The following is a 17,364-nucleotide window of genomic DNA, read 5'->3' on the forward strand; positions in this document are numbered from 1 at the left end:
GTCTCCCTGTTGAGTGGTATGATCCAAGCCTAGCGCGCCAGCCCGCAAAGTCCTCTGAAGTCCGATCACGAATGCGTGGGAGCACCACACCGCCTTCAACTTCTCCAAAATATCCCCGCCGGAGGCCGCGCCCCGACAGGGGCGCATCTTTGCAGCGAAAGACGCGAAAACTGGACAATTCCGCGCGCCTGTGACAGAGCAACCTCAACAGGAGATTTGCGATGACCACCACCCGTTTTGCGCCGTCGCCCACCGGCTATATCCACGTGGGCAACCTGCGCACCGCCTTGATGAACTATCTGATCGCCCGCAAGGCCGGCGGCACCTTCATCCTGCGCATCGATGACACCGATCCCGAACGCTCGAAAGAGGTATACGTCGACGCGATCAAGCAGGATCTCGAATGGCTCGGCCTCACATGGGACAAGGTCGAACGCCAGTCCGAGCGGCTCGACCGTTATGCCGAGGCCGCCGACAAGCTGCGCGAGATCAACCGGTTCTACGAGGCCTTCGAGACCCCGACCGAACTCGACCTCAAGCGCAAGAAACAGCTCAACATGGGCAAGCCGCCGGTCTATGACCGCGCCGCACTGGCGCTGTCGGAGGACGAAAAAGACGCCCTGCGCGCCGAGCGTGGCAATGGCGTGTGGCGCTTCAAGCTCGATCAGGAACGCATTGAGTGGACCGATGGCATTCTTGGCGACATCTCCATTGATGCGGCGTCTGTCTCGGACCCGGTGCTGATCCGCGGTGACGGGCAGGTGCTCTATACCATCGCCTCGGTGGTGGATGACACCGACATGGGCGTCACCCATGTGGTGCGCGGCTCTGACCATGTGACCAACACCGCGACGCAGATCCAGATCATGGGGGCCCTTGGCTTTGGTCACCCGGAATTTGCGCACCACTCGCTCCTGACTGGACCGCAAGGGGAGGCGCTCTCGAAACGTCTCGGCACGCTGGCGCTGCGCGATCTGCGCGAAGCGGGCGTGAAGCCGATGGCGCTTTTGTCGTTGATGGCGCGTCTGGGGTCTTCTGATCCGGTGGAATTGCGCACTGATATGGCAGAGCTGATCGAGGGCTTTGAGATCAACCGGTTCGGCTCTGCTCCGACCAAGTTCGACGCCGAAGACCTCTACCCGCTGACCGCGCGCTACCTGCAAACTCTACCGGTGGAGACCGTCAAGGCAGAGCTTGATGGGATCGGCGTGCCAGCGGACAAGCAGGAGGCCTTCTGGGCGGTCGCAAAGGAAAACATCACCACGCTCAAGGATCTTGAGGGCTGGTGGATACTCTGCCGCGACGGGGCGGAGCCGCTGATCGCCGACGAGGACAAGGAATTTATCGCCGAGGCGATGACCCTGCTGCCCGAAGGCCCTTACGACTCTGAGAGCTGGGGCAAATGGACCGCCGCAGTGAAAGAAAAGACCGGCCGCAAGGGCAAGGGGCTGTTCATGCCGCTGCGCAAGGCCGTAACCGGCATGGAGCGCGGTCCCGACATGTCGGCGCTGCTGGCCTTGATGCAGACCGTGCGCGCGCGCGGCTGAGCCGGGAAGCATCCAAGACAAAAAGCGGGCAGGGCGCAGGCTCTGCCCGCTTTTTTATGGGCTATTGCGCGTCAAAATAGCTGCGGCGCATCTCGCGGGCGGCCTCTGTCATGGCGGTGTTGGAGTGATGTTCCAGCGCTTTGAGCGATGTCTCCATCCATGTCATGACCTCTGGCGCATCTTCTGCATAAAGCGCGATGGGTGGAAAACTCACCTTCAGCAGGTCTTTGGCTGTCACAGGCGGCAGGTGAACATGCGGATAATCCGCCTCTGCCTTTGTGGCGCTCGTGTCTTCGGGCAGGTTTTCCCATAACAGGCGGGTGATGCGCCCCATGACCTCATAGGCGGTGCCCGGATCATTGACGCCGGGGGACAAGGCGCGCTGCGCAGTTTCCGCCAGCAAGGTCAGCCCAAAGGTCGGGTCTTGTTCGAAGCTGCGTATGTCACCGATATCGATGAGGTCACAGGCCTGCTCGCAAAAGGCCTCGTCAGCCCCCTCCGCCACCGCAACGGGGCGGCCACGCAGGACAAATTCACCGGGCAGCCGAGTGAGGTAGAGGATGACGCCCGCTTCGTCAGCGCGGGCGTTCAGCGCAGCCATATCCACATAGCGGACAAAGCCGCTTTGGGTTGCTGAAATGGGGCGGGCATCTGATGGCGGCGCGCTCGTGCCGCAGCAGCCACCAAGACAAGGCGTGTCCTTGCGGGCTTGCAGGCTGGTGCAGGTGCGGGTTTCGATCAGGCGCAGCGTGTGGTCCATGCTGCCCAAATCCGACAGGTGATCGATCCAACGCAGGATTGCGACCACGATCAGCACCACCACCAGCGCCGTCATCACAAACACCACAAAGGCCGCCCCCGGCGGGTAGAGTTGCGCCCGAAACAGAATGATCGCGCTCAGGGAATAGACAAAGCCGCCGGTAAAGGTCGCCAGCACGCTCTGGGTGACCGTGTCTTCCAGCAGCAGCCGATAGACCCGCGGTGTCGCCATGGAGGAAGCCGTGCGATAGGCGCTGACCATGACGTTCAGCGAAAATGTCGTCACCGCCAGCATGCCGGAGGCCAGGATCGTCAGAACCGGCAACACCGCATCGCGGCCAAAGCGATCTTCCCATTCTTGCGGCAGGACCGGTGCCAGCAAGGGGGCCACCGCAAGCGCCAGCAAGGAAAACAGCGAAATCGCAACCACCCGAAACCACAGTTGGCGCACAATGCGCCGCAGCAGCAGGAGGCCGCGCGAGATCATTGGCTGTCCGCCAGAACCCGTGCGCCAGCCTCCGCGATCAGCGCATCGTGGAACGCGCGCTCGGCTGTGGTCATCTCTTGATGGCGTGGATAGCGCGGGGTGGCGCGATCATCGAGGATCGGCGTGTCCCAGCCATCGGTCGTCGCCATAAAGGCCCGCGCGCCGCCTTCGCCAAAGACCTCTGTGTAGCCGCGCAGCACCACGTCAAGATAGCTCATCAGGATCTTGTGGCCATTGGCGTCCCGGTCCTGCGTCTCTTCGGGCACCTGATAGAGCGAGATTTGCGGGGCAGGGGCCATGTCATGTCCCACCTGCGCGGTTACATCCACCCGCACATAGCCGGTTTCCCGTTCATCCAAAGCAGCCCAGTCGCCATTCGGCACGGCGGCCAGCAGCCCTTCGATCACGTTGCCGGGGGCGGCGGTGACGCTTAAGAATGCCAGATCGCGTTCAGGCGTATGGACCCATGCACGCCGCCAGCCTTGCAGGCGCGCGGGGCGGGTGTTGCCATAAACATGGGTGGCGGTGTTCACGAGGCTGCCGAAGCCGAAGAAATGCGGTGTCATGGGGCCTTGTCGTTTTCTGAGCGAGCTTTGATGTATGTCAAACCGCTTTTTGTCCTAATTTGCAACAGTGGGCCATCGCCGCCAATGGGAGAGGGCCCCAGACATGCGTATCACAAAAAGAACCAATATCGCGGTCCGTCTGCTGATGTATTGCGCCCTCAATGAGGGTCGCCTCGTTACAAAATCCGAAATCGCGCAGCGCTGCAACATCTCGGAGAACCATCTGGCACAGGTGGTCAATCAGCTGAGCCAGCTTGGGTTTTTGAAAACACAGCGCGGGCGCAATGGCGGGCTGAACCTGAGCCGCTCTGCCGATGAGATCTGCATTGGCGATGTATTCCGGCAGGTCGAGGGTGGCCTGCCGATGGTGGAGTGCTTTGCCGATGTCGACAATACCTGCCCGCTGGTGGATGCCTGCCGCCTGCGCGATGCGCTCAGCCGCGCGGGAGAGGCCTTTTACAGTGCGCTCGACGGGGTCACATTGGAAAGCCTGACCTGCGATAACTTTGATCTGCAACGCATTTTGGCACCTGTGTCCTGTCCGGGTCCGGCGGTGGCCGCGCACGCCTAGAGGTCTGCGCCCCTAGTCGCGCGCGCGCAGCACCCGTGCGGGCCGGGCGGCCAGCGGGCGTAGCGCATAGGCCAGCCCGGCAAAGAGCGTCACCAATATGCCGCCGCCGATCACCCCAAGCGCATTTGCCCAGATCACGACATAGTCGGTCTCCAGTACAAAATGGCTCACCGACCATGCGCCAAGGATGCCCGCCAAAAGCGCCACACTCCCCGCCGCCGCGCCCAGCAGGGCCGAGCGCAGCGCAAAGCTGCGCAGGATCTGACTGCGCGGCGCGCCCAGCGTTTTCAAGAGTGCCGCCTCGTAGCGCCGCGCAGGTTCCGCCGCGGCCGCCGTGCCCAACAGAACCAGAAACCCCGTGAACAAGGTCGCCGCCGCGCCATAGGCGGTGGCGGTGGCCAGTTGGCCGAGGATTTCGGACACGCGGTTGATCGCGTCGCGCACCCGGATTGCGGTGATATTGGGCATGGCGCGGGCCACGTCGCGCAGGATTGCCGCCTCGGCCTCCTCTTCGGCATAGACGCTGGCGATATAACTATGCGGCGCGCCCCGCAGGGCGGCCTCGTTCATGGTCAGCACAAACCCCATGCCCGCGTTGGAAAAATCCACCTCGCGGAAACTGGTGATGGTGCCGGTGATGTCGCGGCTCAACACATTGATGGTCATGGTATCGCCGAGCTTCAGGCCCATTTCCTCGGCCTCTTCGGCGGCAAAGGAGATCTGTGGCTCCCCACTGTAATCCTCGGGCCACCATGCGCCTGCGGTTACTTTGGTGCTTGTGGGTTTGGCGGCCGCATAGGTCACGCCGCGATCCCCCCGGATCACCCAATGATCGCCTGCAACTTCCTTGGCGGGGCGGTCATTGATGCGGGTGATGATGCCGCGCAACATCGGCGCATTGTCGACCTTGCTGACCTGTGGGTCCCCCTCGACGCGCTCCAGAAAGGCGGGCATCTGCTCGCGCTGAATATCGACAAAGAAATAGGACGGCGCGACATCCGGCAGGTTGCCCGCAATGGCACGGCGCATGTTGCCGTCGATCTGGCCAATCGCGGCCAGCACCGTGAGGCCAAGCCCCAGCGCCAGCACCGCCGGCATTGCGCCTTCGCGGGTCGAAGAGATGGAAGCCAGCGCCCAGCGCAGGGCCGGTCGCCCCCGTGCCACCCGATTGCCTATCCGCGCCAGCGCGCCGATGGCGGCCCCGGCAATCAGCAGCACGATGAGCGCGCCGATCAACCCGCCAGCGGTCCAGAGCGCCAGTTCCGGTGCTCCGCTAAAGAAGGCGGCAGCGGCGATCAGAAGGCCAAGCGTCGCAAGCGTTGCGACGATGTACCGTGGCGCGGGCCAATGGATTGTCCCGCCCACCGCATCCCGGTAGAGCGCCGCCGCCCGGATGCGTTCCGCCCGCGCCAGGGGCCAGAGGGTGAACAGCAATGCGGTCAAAACACCGTAAAGTGCCGATTCCGCCAGTGCGCCGGGATAGACCGAGAACACCGCCGGAAAGGGCAGTTGTGCCGCAATCAACGGCCCCAGCAACAGTGGGCCAAGCCCGCCGAGCAGCAACCCGAGGGCAACCCCGCAGAGCGACAGCACACCGATTTGCAGAAAATAGGTCAGAAAGATCACTCGCCGTTCGGCCCCAAGGGTGCGCAGGGTGGCGATGGTCTCTGTCTTGGTTGCGAGGTACGCGCGCACCGCCGTTGAGACCCCGACGCCCCCGACCGCCAAACCAGAGAGGCCGACCAGCACCAGAAACGCGCCCAGACGCTCGACAAAACGCGCAATTCCTGGCGCGCCGTTGCGGGCATCGCGCCAGCGCATGCCGCTGTCCTCAAACCGTGCGCGGGCGTCCTGTTCCAGCGCCTGCAAGTCAGCCTCGGGGGGGAGGGTCAGGCGGTATTTGGTGGAATAGAGCGTCCCCGGTGCCAAAAGGCCCGATTGCGCCAAGGCGTCGGTGTGCACCAAGGTGCGCGGCCCGATGGAAAACCCGGACCCGGCGGCATCCGGCTCCCACGCGAGGAGGCCGCTCAGGCGGAACTCCTGCGTGCCGAGGCGAAACCCGTCGCCCGCGCTCAGGCCCAGCCGGTCAGCCAGCACCTTTTCCATCACCGCGCCGGGGCGGCCATCGACCTCGGCCAGTGCCGCGTGCAGGGGCTGGCCCGAGGTCAGGCGGACCTCACCGCGCAGAGGGTAGGCGGCATCCACCGACTTCACTTGGGTCAGCGCGCGTTCTTCCCCCACCACGGCCATGGAGCGAAATTCCACCACCTCGGAGCGATCACGGGCGATCTCCTCCATCCAGGCGGATTCATCCTCGGAAGCAAAGCGATAGGTGAATGTCAGTTCCGCATCACCCCCCAAAAGACTCGCGCCTTCGCGCGCAAGCCCCGCCTCGATCGACGCCCGGATGGAGCCGATGGCAGCAATGACACCGACCCCTAGCGCAAGGCACGCAAGAAACAGACGAAAGCCGCGCAGGCCGCCGCGCAATTCGCGCAGGGCAAAGCGCCACGCAAGGCGAAGCTGGCTCGGAGCCGCTGTCTCAGCACTCATTCCGCCGCCTCACGCTGGGCGTTTGTCAGGATGCGACCATCGCGCAAATGCACGGTGCGGTCGCAGCGCTCGGCCAACTCAGGCGCGTGTGTCACCATCACCAGCGTGGAGCCATGCCGGTCACGCAGATCAAACAGCAGATCCATCACCTGCGCACCATTGGCCTGATCGAGATTGCCGGTGGGTTCGTCTGCCAAGAGGATCTCGGGCCGCGTCACCACCGCACGGGCCAGCGCCACCCGCTGCTGTTCGCCGCCGGACATCTGCGCGGGCATATGATCGCAGCGATGGCCCAGCCCCACGGCCTTCAGTTCCTCGCGGGCGCGGTCAAACGCATCACGCGCGCCAGCCAGTTCCAACGGTGTGGCGACATTTTCCAGCGCCGTCATCGTCGGGATCAGGTGAAAGCTCTGAAACACCACCCCCATATGGGCGCGGCGGAACCGGGCCAAGGCGTCCTCACTCAGCCGGGTCAGATCCTCGCCCATGGCGCGCACGCTGCCGCCTGTTGCCTGCTCCAGCCCGCCCATCACCATCAAGAGCGAGGACTTCCCGGACCCCGACGGTCCCACCAGCGCCAGCGTCTCGCCCGCCTCGACATCCAGAGTGATCTCTTCGAGGATACGTACCGGGCCGGTATTGCCATTGAGCGACAAATGCACATCTTGAAGCGTAAGAACGGGGCGGGCGTCGTTGCTCATATGGGGCTACCTGTCTTTTTGATCTCAAATGGATATGGAGTGTCTAACGCCATGCGCAAGTTTCTTAGGCAAATTGTGGTCAGTTTGGTTAGCATTCCCTTGCTTTTGTCCATTGCGTGGGCAGAACCCCTGCGCATTACCGCCTTTGGTGACAGTCTGGTGCAGGGCTACGGCTTGCCGCAGGATCAGGGCTTGGTCGCGCAACTGCAGGTCTGGTTCGACACCGAAGGCTATGATGTGGCACTGACCAACGCGGGCGTATCTGGCGACACCACCGCAGGGGGCGCGGCACGGATCGACTGGACCTTGGCGGATCAACCCGATGGGGTGATTGTGCTCTTGGGCGGCAATGACCTGTTGCGCGCCCTGCCGCCCGAAGACACGCGCGCCAATCTGATCCGCATCATAGAGGCCTCACGCGCGGCGGGGGCGGAGGTCATGCTGATCGGCATGCAGGCGCCGGGCAACTACGGCGCGGATTACAAGGCCGCCTTTGACAGTATCTACCCCGATCTGACGCAGGCTTATGATTTGGTTCTGCATCCGTTTGCCTTTGCAGGCATGGCGGCCGAGACCGGCGAGGACCCGGCCCAAATGGGGGCGTTTATGCAAGATGACGGCATCCACCCAAACGTACGCGGGGTTGCGCTCAACATCAAAGCAATGGAGCCGACGCTGCGCGCGTTTATGCAGCGTCTTACCGAGGTTTCGGCCCAAAGTGGCGGGTGATGCGGCCTTTGGGGGAGCGATTTTTAGTTAAATGCGCGCAATCCTGTGGGCCGCAATAAGGTGACGCTTGACGTTGCGCGCGCTATTGCCCATGGCACCCCAAAAGGCGGCCCAAGGTCGCCCCTGCTACGTGAGGCGCGCCCATGACCATTTCCCATCTTGTCACCCATTCGGGCGGTTTTCACGCGGATGAACTGCTGTCGACCGTCATCCTGAGCCGCCTTTATCCCGAGGCAGAGCTGGTACGGACGCGCGACAAATCTTGGATCACCCCGGCTGAAGGGCGGATCATCTATGATGTGGGTGGTGAATTTGATGCAGCTGCCGGGATTTTCGACCACCACCAGCGCCCCAACCCGCTGCGTCCGGATGGGCAGCCTTATAGCTCCTTTGGTCTGATCTGGGCGGAGTTTGGGCGTGACTATCTGCGTGCGCAGGCGGTGCCGGAGAAAGATCTGGAGCAGGTCCACGCCGCATTTGACGAGGATTTTGTGCGCCCTGTGGACCTGTTGGACAATGGCGCGGTGGACACGGCAGAGGCGGGACCGCTGTTTGCAGGCCTCACGCTGCCGGTGCTGCTGGAGAGCCTGAAGCCGGTGTTTGATGACCGCAGCGAGGGGGCCGATGATACGGCGTTTCATGCGGCGCTTACGGTGGCCAGAGCCATTGTTGAGGCTCGCATCCGCCATAAGGCGGCCAAGCTGCGCGCTGCCGATGTGGTTTTGACCGCGATTGAGCATGCGGGCACAGGCCGTGTGCTGGAACTGCCCATGGGCATGCCCTTTCGCGGCGCGGTCGAGCGCGCGGGCGCGGATCATCTGTTGTTTGTGGTCCACCCGCGCAATTCCGATTGGGCGCTGACCACGATCCGCACGGGCGACGACACGTTCGAGACCCGCGCCGATCTGCCTGCCGCATGGGCGGGTCTTACCGATGCGGCGCTGGAGCAGGCCTCCGGGGTGGAGGGCGCGAAATTCTGCCACAACGCCCGCTTCCTTGCGATTGCCGACAGCCGGGATGCGATTTTGAAACTGGCCGAACTCGCGGTGGCCGAGGTGGCGGAGTAAGCAGGCCCAATGGCTTTTTGCTGTCGGGGCACGGGGTTGGCGTTGATATCGAATAACAAGGGCATATCTGCTAAGGTATTGGCATAACAAAACCGATTTGCTGCAATCATAGGACGCCTTTCATGTTCCGTGTCTCTCTGACCCTTTCTGCCCTTGCGGTGCTCGCCGCCTGCGCCACGCCTCAGGAACGTTGCATCCGCAAAGGGGCCTCAGAACAAACGCAGATTCTGAACAAGATCAAAGAGACCGAAGCCAATATCACGCGCGGTTACGCGATCCATCGACAGACCGTGCCAGAGACGGTTTTCTACAGTTGCCGACGGGTCAACGACGGCAAAGTGGTCGGCTACTACCCCTGTCCAGAGACCTATTATCGCACGATTGAGACCCCGGTCAGTATCGACGTAAAAGAAGAGCGCAAGAAACTGCGCCGGCTTCAGGACGTGCTGCCCGCCGCCCAAAGCCGCGCCGCAGAGGCCGCCGCGCAATGTCGGGTGCTCTATCCTGAAAAAGCCAAATAAGCCGCGCTTTTCCCCCTCGCGCGAACGCAGAGTACTATACGCCCGCGGCAGATTTTATGGTATCCTCACGCAGGTGATCTCATCGAAAGGATGGGTTGATCATGCGTGTTTTGATCAGTGTTCTTGTTATTTTTCTGTGTCTCAACGCCCCCTTAGCGAAGGCGCGAAATTTTATCGCGGCGGGTGACGGCTCCAACAATACAGTCAATCAGCGTACAACGCGCGAAGTGGTGCGAACGCTGGAGCATGAGGTTGGCTTGTGTCTTCAGGTTTTTGAGGCCTACCGTTTTGATTGTATTGTGAAATCTTACAATATTGCGGCGCGACTGATCAAAGGAAGCATTGATTATCTGCCCGCCTATGAGGCGCTTAACAGCGTAGAGCAGCGGGTTGGCGCGATGGTTGCTGCCAATGCCGACCCCACCGCGACGCGCTTGCGCCGAGGCATCATGAGCTATGGCGCGATCAAACCCGGCACGCAGGAGGCGGTGAAACGTGAAACCCTGCGCGCGATGGAAGAGGCGAGGGCGTCACTCCTGCGCGCGACGGGGCCGTTGCAAAAGCCGCATTTCCAAGACATCGCGGACGCGATCGGTGCCAATTATGCCATGATACGCGCAGCCCTCGCTGCGCAACACCAATGGGCCCCTTTGATCCCGCGCCTAGCCGAATGTCGTGACCACATCATACATCACCGGCTCAAAACTGCGGCACAACGCATTTAGCTCTCGGTTGCGCTTGCGCATCTCTGTCGAGCGTAGCATCTCCATAAAGTCCTCACGCTTTTGCCATTGCGAGTAATTGGCGACCCGCGTTTGTGCGTCATTCACATGCAGCCCGGCGGCGATAAATCCCGGCTGATGCGAGATGAATTCCGCATAAGCGGCCTCCAGTGTGTCGATCAAATCCTGACAGGTGCCCGGCGTGACCTCGAAGGTGGTGATGACCGTCTGTAGATCGTCTGACTTCTTGATTGTCGGCATGAGAACGTCCTCCCTTCTCAAAGCGTAATCCAATGCGCTTGAAAGTCTACATCCGCTTGCTCTACCATAGGTGGAGTGGGTGTGATTTCAAAAGGCTTGGCCGATGCGTCTGCCCATCCTCATTGCTCTTATAGGTCAGCTGTGGTCGCTGCCTGCTTTGGCGGGGGCGTGGCTGGAGCAAAAGGGCGGTGGTTTCACCTCAACCGCACTCAGGGCACGCGCGTCCGGACAAGAGCTCAGCGGCTATGTCGCTTATGGGGTGTCGCGGCGGCTGACCTTTGGTCTCGATCTACATCACAGCACGGGCATGAAGACGAAGAGCGCCCATGCTCTTGTGTTTGCACGGCTGCCGCTGCGCCAATCGGATCAGGGCTGGCAATTGGCGTTTGAGCTTGCAAGCGGGTTCGGGCGCGACGGGGCGCAGTGGTCCGGCATGCGGCGGCTCAGCCTCTCTGCGGGCCGCGGCCTGTCGTGGCAGGGTCGCGATGGTTGGGTTAATTTTGATCTCACACGCGAATGGCGGCGTGGCGGGGATCTCACCGCATGGAAGCTCGACAGCGCCTTGGGGATTGCGCGCAAAACCGGACCTTCTGTAATCCTGCGTACCGAACTCTATCAGCCAGACGGCGGTGAGATGATCTGGAAGGCGCTGCCGGGGCTGCGCTGGCAGCTTTCACCTCAACGAGAAGTGCTGACCGGGTTGGAGTGGCGGTCTTTTGGCGCGGAGCGGCTTGGACTGACGGTGGAGTTGTGGCACAGGTTTTGAGCCTCGCCAGCCGGATCGTGATCCGCCCGCCCGGCCTGTTTTGCAAACCGGAGAGCGCAGCCGTGCCAGAAAATACAAATACCCCGAAAGACCCAAAATCACCCATCCGCCCCACCGATGATGAGGCGCGCGGCCTCGCGTCCGATTTGATGCAGAGCGCGACATTTGCCGCATTGGCCACGCTCAGCGCGGCAGGTCACCCGGTCCAGAGCCGTGTGGCCTTTGCGCTGGATACTGGGGGGCGACCGATCTCTTTGGTGTCCACATTGGCGCAGCACACGCAGGCGATCACCGAGCGCCCGCAGGTGTCGCTCCTGATTGGCGAGCCCGGCGACAAGGGGGATCCGCTGACGCATCCGCGCCTGACGCTCAATGGATGCGCCGAGATCCTGCCCAACGCCTGCCCCGCGCATGAGGAGATGGCCGCGCAGTATCTGCGCCGCCACCCCAAGGCCAAGCTCTACATCGGCTTTGCCGATTTCCACTTCGTGCGGTTCCAGATTGATGAGGCCTTTCTGAACGGCGGTTTTGGCAAGGCTTATGTGCTCACCCCCGCCGATCTGGCCCTGAGTGCCTAGCGGTCGATGCGGATCAGCGCCCGTACGGTGCCGCGCACGGCCTGTTCCCACACGATGTCGATCTCATCATTGTTGCTGCCCTCCTGCGTGCGCACATAGTGGCCGGGGTAAACCACCGCGCCGCTGCTGCCGCGCAGTGATCCCTCAACGATCACCGCATCCACCGCGCGGCTGTAGCCCTGAAACGGCAGCGTGCCGCCGGTGGGTATGGTCCAGGTACTGGCAGCGGTGTTCTGGTCAAACTCCACCCGCAGCGGATTGCGGCACTGGGTGCTGACGTTGTGAAAGCTGTTGGCGTCAAAGAACACGTCCTTTGAGCGCGAAAAATCGAGAGTGGCAAAGCTGGTATCGACCCGCTCGGCCCGGTCGATGGTGCCGTTGATCGACCGGAACTTGTTGCCGGTCACCGATACCCCATTCAGAAAATGTCCGCTGCCATAAGGCTTTATCACGATATAGCTGAACCAGCTCGCCACATCGCCGCTGAGGAACACATTGTCGGTGATCGACATGGCCGCAAAGGAGAACCCGCCGTTAAAATCGGGGTTTGCGTCATATTCATTGGTCCACTCGATAAAGCAGTTGTCGATGTAGTTTTCCGAAATCGTGTGCGAGGCATAGGTATCCGTCACCACAATCCCGGCGGTGCGGATGCCGCCCGCAACACTGTCGCCCTGAAAGAAGTGGTTGCCGGTGACCGTGTGGTTCGACCCGGCCATCACCGCCCAATGCAGGAACCGCGTGGCGCGGTTGTGGCGCAGCTTCACATCGTTGGAGTTCACGTTGAGCGCAATACTCTCGCGATCCGCCACATCCATGGCGTCCTCGTCCGACAGGAACTGGCAATTGTCCACCAGCATGCCCTGACAGCCGCTGCCGATCGAGGTGATCCCGCGCGCCTTGGGGCGGGTAAAGAAACAATCATGCAGCGCAAAGACGGTGCCTGCCGGCGCAAGACGCAACGCGCTGGCGACGCCGTTGCACTGGAATTCCACGCCGGAGATGCCGAACTTTTTCAGCGCCGAGAAGCCGGAGAAATCCAGCATGTATTTAAACGCGGTGAAGGTGAAATTCTGCGTCCCTTCTGCGTCATACAAGGGCTGGCTCAGGGTCAGTTCGGTCGCGCCGACGTTCTTTGCGGTGACATAGACCTCGCGCCCGACACCTGCGCCCTCGACCAGCGCGCCCACCGGAATGGCCGAGATATTGGCCACATTGGTCAGTTTCTTCTTGTCAGAGCTGTCATAGGTCGCCTGCGCGGTGACCACGTCATGATCCCAGCTGGCGCCCGCCTGCGCGGTGAACTGGCCGTTGCGGATATAGCGACGGGTGGCGTAGCTGGTGCGGTTGGGCACCGCCGCCTGCATGTCGATGGGGCCGCTGATGGCTATGCTGCGCCCGCCGAGGTCGAGGCTTTCGTGATCGACACTGTTCAACAGCGCCTGAAACGCCTTCTTAAAGGCCAGTTCCTCATCTCCAAACGCCGCCGCATAGGTCGGATAATCATAGCTCTTGGTCAGCAGGAGCATGGCGCTATCAGGCATCGACAACGTGCCCTCAAAGATCACATCATGATTGAGCGACAGCGTGTTGTTGATCTGAAATTCGCCCTCGGGCACCAGAATACGGCGGCCATTGGCGGCGTCATCCGCCGCCTCGAACGCGGCGTGGCTATTGGTGGTGCCATCGCCCACAGCGCCAAAATCGGTCACATCCACCACGCTCAGCATATCGCGCAAAAAGACGCTGGTGATGTCCTCGATCACGATGTCGTCGATGCGGATCACACCACCATTGGCCCCGGTGAGGTTCAGCCCGAGGTGCCCGTAGGCGGCGTCCAGCCCCCAAGGCATATCGACGCCAGAGCGGCTGCCGGTGCCGACGATGGCCTGCACCTCGACCACCTCGCCATAGGCGCTGAGCGTGATGCCCGGCCCGCTCTCAACCACGCCAGAGACATGGGAGTTGTTGGCCGCCCCGGCCCAGCCCGCGATGCGCACGGTGGGAAAAGCACCACTCATGGCTTTGACACGCGCGGTCACCCGCAGGTAGCAGCCCGGCAGGATCGGCGTTTCGCCCATGTAGCGCAGCCGCTGGGTGCTGTCGGTCTTTTGCAGCTCCAGACAGCCGCCAAAATCGGCGTCCCCCGCAACCACGGCAGCATTTGCCGCCCCGTCATAGGTGTCAGAGCCGGGTGTGCCGTCGCCGCTGGACCAGATGCCCAATCCGTCGCTAAACGCGGGCGGCATCAGTTGCAGACCGTCGGTGATTGCCTTGTTCATAAAAAACCCTTTCCTGTTCCACCACGCCGGGAGTGAGGAAGGGTTTTACCAGTTTGAATTTAACTCTCACTCAGGAGGGCGTACGCCCCATGGGCAACACCCGGCGCAGGCTTGCGTCCAAAGGAAATGGGGCCCCGCAGTGGGACCCCATGCCGTGAGTGGTGTGCGGACAGGCTAGAGCAGAAAACCCGTCTGAAGAGGTGAACGCAGAAGCAAAGCAAGATCCGGCGAGTCGGGATGAGCGGCTGGAGCAATGTCATATGCAACGCGCACTCCGGTATCGTCCTTCAGGCGAAATGTGACCCAAAGGCCGGGCGTGCAAGGGCGGATGCTTTCTTCAAGGGATAGGTCGCAATAAGCCAGTTCGTCATGGTCCTCGCACCAGACGATTGCCTCACTGCTTTCTGCATCGACCCAAATGACAACACCATTCATCCAAAACACCATAACCCGGTTCAAAGGCTTTTCTCTGCGTTCGTCAGATGCGCTGCACCCCGGTGAAGTTGGGAGGGACATACCTTTGTGCAACACTCTGACGCTTATGATGGTAGCGCACATAGGCCTCTGGTTGAATTTCGTAACTTTAGTTTTCTAAAAACTTCTGCGTAGGAAATTCAGAATATTCGAGTGGTTCGTCACGTATTTGATGCTAAAGTAAGCGGATGCGTATCTATTGAAACATTCATTTTAACGAGTGCCTAAAGTGTCTGAGGAATCCCAAAACAAGAGCGGGAGTGCATTTGAGCGCGATCTGTTCTGTGCGCAGCTCGGCGAGCTTGTTGAAAAACGCGGGGCAATCGCTCACATCTGCAAGAACGCGGGCCTCAATCGGCAGCAGTTCAACCGGTATTTAAGCGGTGAGAACATCCCCTCATTGGCGACGGCCTACCGGATCGCATCGGCGCTTGGTGTGTCTTTGGACAGTTTGGCCGGGCAAGCTGTGACGAGAGAGACAGATCCCGAGAAAATGCCGCTAGACCAGTTGTTTAATGAAAACGCATCACCCAACACAGGATTGGTCGAACCGGGGTTTTATTGGGAGATCACCCGCTATGGAGACCCCGGTGATCAGTTCGTCCTGAGCCTCACGCATTTCATTCCCCAGAAAACCGGCGGGCTTTATCATCGTTATAATCAGGGTGTGCGCGCGGACGGCACCATTGTCCCCCAAGAATTCTGGGGGCGCTACTATGAGGCCGAGGGAAAAGTGACCGTGTTTCAGACCAATATTTGTGTCCGCAACACTATGGGATCAATGGCGTTGCGGCGTCTGGATGGCTATGGCGCAGAGCTGGCTGGGCAGAAGATGGGGCACCGTTTTATCAGTGGCGCGCGCGTGACCACAAGTATCACAGCTTTGAAATTTATCGGGCGGGAAGTGGAGCAGGAACCCAACCAGTTGTTGACGGGGATCAAGCTGAGATCAGAGATCCCTGCCGATATCATGGTGCTCTATGATTCCGTCCTTGCGCTCTCTGAAGCGGAGCCGGGGCGTCTGCATTTTTAGGAAGGTGATTTATGCTCGCCTGATGATAGGGAACGCAAAACGGGCGCCCTGAGATACAGCGCGCCCGTCAGAAGTTTTGTGTGCAAGCTGACCCTTAGGCCAATTCGCCCGCCAAGGCGCTCTCGATCAACGCGATGGTGTCCTCAACGCCATAAAGCGCGATGAAGCCGCCAAATCGCGGACCTTGGCTCGCGCCCAAAAGCACCTCGTAGATCGCCGAGAACCACGCACGGAGTGGTTCAAACCCGTGGATCTTGCCAATAGCAAAGACCACGGACTGCAGGAACTCGTCGTCGGCAAAGTTGGCCTCGGGCAGCGGATCATCGTTGCCGACCAGCTCGTTTTTCTTGGCGATTGCCGCCAGTGCCGCCTCTGGAGAACGCAGCGCATCGGCCAGATCCGTGAGGGCTGCGCGCTCCTGATCGGTGGGCAGGCGGTAGGTTTTTGCGGGCTTCACGAAGTCATTGAAATAGCGCACCGCATGGCCTGCGGCCTGATCCATGCCGGGATGGGTCTCGGCGGTGGCGTCGGGCGCGTATTTGTTGATGAAGCCCCAAAGGGTTTCCTTGTCCTCGGCGTTGGAGACGCTGGCGATGTTCAAGAGCATCGAGAACGGCACCACCATATCCGACTGCGGGACATTGCCGCCGTGGATGTGCCAGACCGGGTTGTTGAGCTGCGCCTTCAGGTCCTGACCGTGATAGGCCCGCAATTGCTGGTGATATTCATCCACCGCCTTGGGGATCACGTCAAAATGCATCCGCTTGGCGGTCTTGGGCTTTTGATACATGAAATACGCAAGGCTCTCGGTCGAGGCGTAGGTCAGCCACTCGTCGATGGAGACGCCGTTGCCGGAGGTCTTGGAGATCTTCTGGCCGTTTTCGTCGAGGAACAATTCATAGGTGAAATGCTCCGGCGCGCGCTGGCCCAGCACCCGGCAGATGCCGTCATAGATCGGCGTATTGGTGGAGTGGTCCTTGCCGTACATCTCAAAATCGACGCCAAGCGCCGCCCAGCGTGCGCCAAAGTCAGGCTTCCACTGCAGTTTCACATTGCCGCCGGTCACCGGCAGGGTCCATTCGCGACCGTCCTCATCATCAAAGGTGATGGTGTAGGTCTCGGCGCAGACCTTTTTCATCGGCACATAGAGCACGCGGCCGGTCTCGGGGTGGATCGGCAGGAAGATGGAATAGGTCTGGCGGCGTTCTTCACGCAGGGACTTCAGCATGATCGCCATGATGTCGTCGTATTTTTCGACCGCGCGCTTCAAAATCTCGTCGAACTGGCCGGAGCCATAGAATTCGGTCGCGGAATAAAACTCATACTCAAACCCAAAGGTGTCGAGGAAGCGGCGCAGCATGGAGTTGTTGTGATGGCCAAAGCTCTCATGCGTCCCAAACGGGTCCGGCACCGAAGTAAGCGGCTTTTGCAGATGCTCCGTGAGGCTCTCGGAATTGGGGACGTTGCCGGGGATTTTGCGCATCCCGTCGAGGTCATCCGAAAAGCAGATCAGCTTGGTCGGAATGTCGGAGATCACCTCGAAGGCGGTCTTGATCATGGTGGTACGCGCCACCTCGCCAAAGGTGCCGATATGGGGCAGGCCGGAAGGGCCGTAACCTGTCTCAAAGAGGACATAGCCCTTTTCTGGCGCGCCCTTGGCGTAACGTTTGAGAACACGGCGTGCTTCTTCAAACGGCCAGGCTTTGCTCTTCAGAGCTTCTTCGCGCAGAACAGACATGATGTACTC

General features: G+C 61.0%; 17 protein-coding genes. 9 read left to right on the plus strand and 8 right to left on the minus strand.

From position 1 onward, the window contains the following. Positions 1 to 221: 221 nt before the first annotated feature. Positions 222 to 1,547: a glutamate--tRNA ligase gene (gene gltX, locus QNI81_RS02500; RefSeq protein WP_283967252.1), complete on the plus strand. Its 1,326-nt coding sequence runs from the start codon at positions 222 to 224 to the stop codon at positions 1,545 to 1,547. Between the two features lie 61 nt (positions 1,548 to 1,608). Here the strand turns inward: gltX and QNI81_RS02505 are convergent, their stop codons facing one another. Together QNI81_RS02505 and QNI81_RS02510 are read right to left on the minus strand one after the other, a co-directional pair. Next, entirely contained in the window at positions 1,609 to 2,793 is a 1,185-nt protein-coding gene (locus tag QNI81_RS02505; RefSeq protein WP_283967253.1) for a DUF2254 domain-containing protein, read from the minus strand. Further along, complete coding sequence (locus QNI81_RS02510; protein WP_065322257.1) at positions 2,790 to 3,359, minus strand: gamma-glutamylcyclotransferase family protein; 570 nt, start codon at positions 3,357 to 3,359, stop codon at positions 2,790 to 2,792. The genes QNI81_RS02505 and QNI81_RS02510 overlap by 4 nt, the downstream gene beginning before the upstream one ends. Before the next feature lie 103 nt (positions 3,360 to 3,462). On the opposite strand from QNI81_RS02510, the gene QNI81_RS02515 reads away from it, so the two are divergent. After that, positions 3,463 to 3,930 (plus strand): RrF2 family transcriptional regulator, encoded by a 468-nt coding sequence (locus QNI81_RS02515; protein WP_219231892.1) that lies wholly within the window; start codon positions 3,463 to 3,465, stop codon positions 3,928 to 3,930. Positions 3,931 to 3,942: 12 nt separating this feature from the next. Here the strand turns inward: QNI81_RS02515 and QNI81_RS02520 are convergent, their stop codons facing one another. Both QNI81_RS02520 and QNI81_RS02525 read right to left on the minus strand, forming a co-directional pair. After that, a complete protein-coding gene (locus QNI81_RS02520; protein WP_283967254.1) occupies positions 3,943 to 6,483 on the minus strand; it encodes an ABC transporter permease in 2,541 nt (846 codons plus the stop codon). Further along, positions 6,480 to 7,184, minus strand: a complete 705-nt coding sequence (locus QNI81_RS02525; RefSeq protein ID WP_065324729.1) for an ABC transporter ATP-binding protein — start codon at positions 7,182 to 7,184, stop codon at positions 6,480 to 6,482. The genes QNI81_RS02520 and QNI81_RS02525 overlap by 4 nt, the downstream gene beginning before the upstream one ends. A 51-nt stretch (positions 7,185 to 7,235) precedes the next feature. On the opposite strand from QNI81_RS02525, the gene QNI81_RS02530 reads away from it, so the two are divergent. The 4 genes from QNI81_RS02530 to QNI81_RS02545 all read left to right on the plus strand — a co-directional run bounded on the left by QNI81_RS02530 (position 7,236) and on the right by QNI81_RS02545 (position 10,226). Next, positions 7,236 to 7,913 carry an arylesterase gene (locus tag QNI81_RS02530; protein WP_283967255.1) on the plus strand — a complete coding sequence of 226 codons (678 nt, stop codon included), beginning with the start codon at positions 7,236 to 7,238 and terminating at the stop codon, positions 7,911 to 7,913. A gap of 143 nt (positions 7,914 to 8,056) precedes the next feature. Beyond that, positions 8,057 to 8,980, plus strand: coding sequence for an MYG1 family protein (locus QNI81_RS02535; RefSeq protein WP_283967256.1), 924 nt, complete (start codon positions 8,057 to 8,059; stop codon positions 8,978 to 8,980). Positions 8,981 to 9,102: 122 nt separating this feature from the next. Beyond that, positions 9,103 to 9,501, plus strand: coding sequence for a hypothetical protein (locus QNI81_RS02540; protein ID WP_283967257.1), 399 nt, complete (start codon positions 9,103 to 9,105; stop codon positions 9,499 to 9,501). A 101-nt stretch (positions 9,502 to 9,602) separates the two neighbouring features. Continuing rightward, complete coding sequence (locus QNI81_RS02545; protein ID WP_283967258.1) at positions 9,603 to 10,226, plus strand: hypothetical protein; 624 nt, start codon at positions 9,603 to 9,605, stop codon at positions 10,224 to 10,226. On the opposite strand, the gene QNI81_RS02550 is transcribed toward QNI81_RS02545, so the two are convergent. Further along, on the minus strand, positions 10,164 to 10,484 hold the full coding sequence (locus tag QNI81_RS02550) for an antibiotic biosynthesis monooxygenase family protein (RefSeq protein WP_065322252.1): 321 nt from the start codon (positions 10,482 to 10,484) through the stop codon (positions 10,164 to 10,166). The genes QNI81_RS02545 and QNI81_RS02550 overlap by 63 nt on opposite strands. Positions 10,485 to 10,587: 103 nt before the next feature. Here QNI81_RS02550 and QNI81_RS02555 point away from each other — a divergent pair, with 103 nt between their 5' ends. Further along, positions 10,588 to 11,250 (plus strand): hypothetical protein, encoded by a 663-nt coding sequence (locus tag QNI81_RS02555; protein ID WP_283967259.1) that lies wholly within the window; start codon positions 10,588 to 10,590, stop codon positions 11,248 to 11,250. Next, a complete protein-coding gene (locus QNI81_RS02560; RefSeq protein ID WP_283967260.1) occupies positions 11,235 to 11,828 on the plus strand; it encodes a HugZ family pyridoxamine 5'-phosphate oxidase in 594 nt (197 codons plus the stop codon). The genes QNI81_RS02555 and QNI81_RS02560 overlap by 16 nt, the downstream gene beginning before the upstream one ends. Here the strand turns inward: QNI81_RS02560 and QNI81_RS02565 are convergent. Both QNI81_RS02565 and QNI81_RS02570 read right to left on the minus strand, forming a co-directional pair. Further along, a complete protein-coding gene (locus QNI81_RS02565) occupies positions 11,825 to 14,110 on the minus strand; it encodes a glycosyl hydrolase family 28-related protein (RefSeq protein WP_283967261.1) in 2,286 nt (761 codons plus the stop codon). The two genes, QNI81_RS02560 and QNI81_RS02565, sit on opposite strands and share 4 nt — an antisense overlap. A gap of 174 nt (positions 14,111 to 14,284) precedes the next feature. Next, positions 14,285 to 14,545 carry a hypothetical protein gene (locus tag QNI81_RS02570; protein ID WP_110590723.1) on the minus strand — a complete coding sequence of 87 codons (261 nt, stop codon included), beginning with the start codon at positions 14,543 to 14,545 and terminating at the stop codon, positions 14,285 to 14,287. Between the two features lie 268 nt (positions 14,546 to 14,813). On the opposite strand from QNI81_RS02570, the gene QNI81_RS02575 reads away from it, so the two are divergent. Next, on the plus strand, positions 14,814 to 15,617 hold the full coding sequence (locus tag QNI81_RS02575) for a helix-turn-helix transcriptional regulator (RefSeq protein ID WP_283967262.1): 804 nt from the start codon (positions 14,814 to 14,816) through the stop codon (positions 15,615 to 15,617). A gap of 94 nt (positions 15,618 to 15,711) precedes the next feature. Here QNI81_RS02575 and QNI81_RS02580 read toward each other — a convergent pair whose 3' ends face one another. Further along, a complete protein-coding gene (locus QNI81_RS02580; RefSeq protein ID WP_283967263.1) occupies positions 15,712 to 17,355 on the minus strand; it encodes a lysine--tRNA ligase in 1,644 nt (547 codons plus the stop codon). Positions 17,356 to 17,364: the final 9 nt, after the last annotated feature.

Source organism: Tritonibacter sp. AK171 (genome assembly GCF_030127025.1).
GTDB classification, from domain to species: domain Bacteria; phylum Pseudomonadota; class Alphaproteobacteria; order Rhodobacterales; family Rhodobacteraceae; genus Epibacterium; species Epibacterium mobile.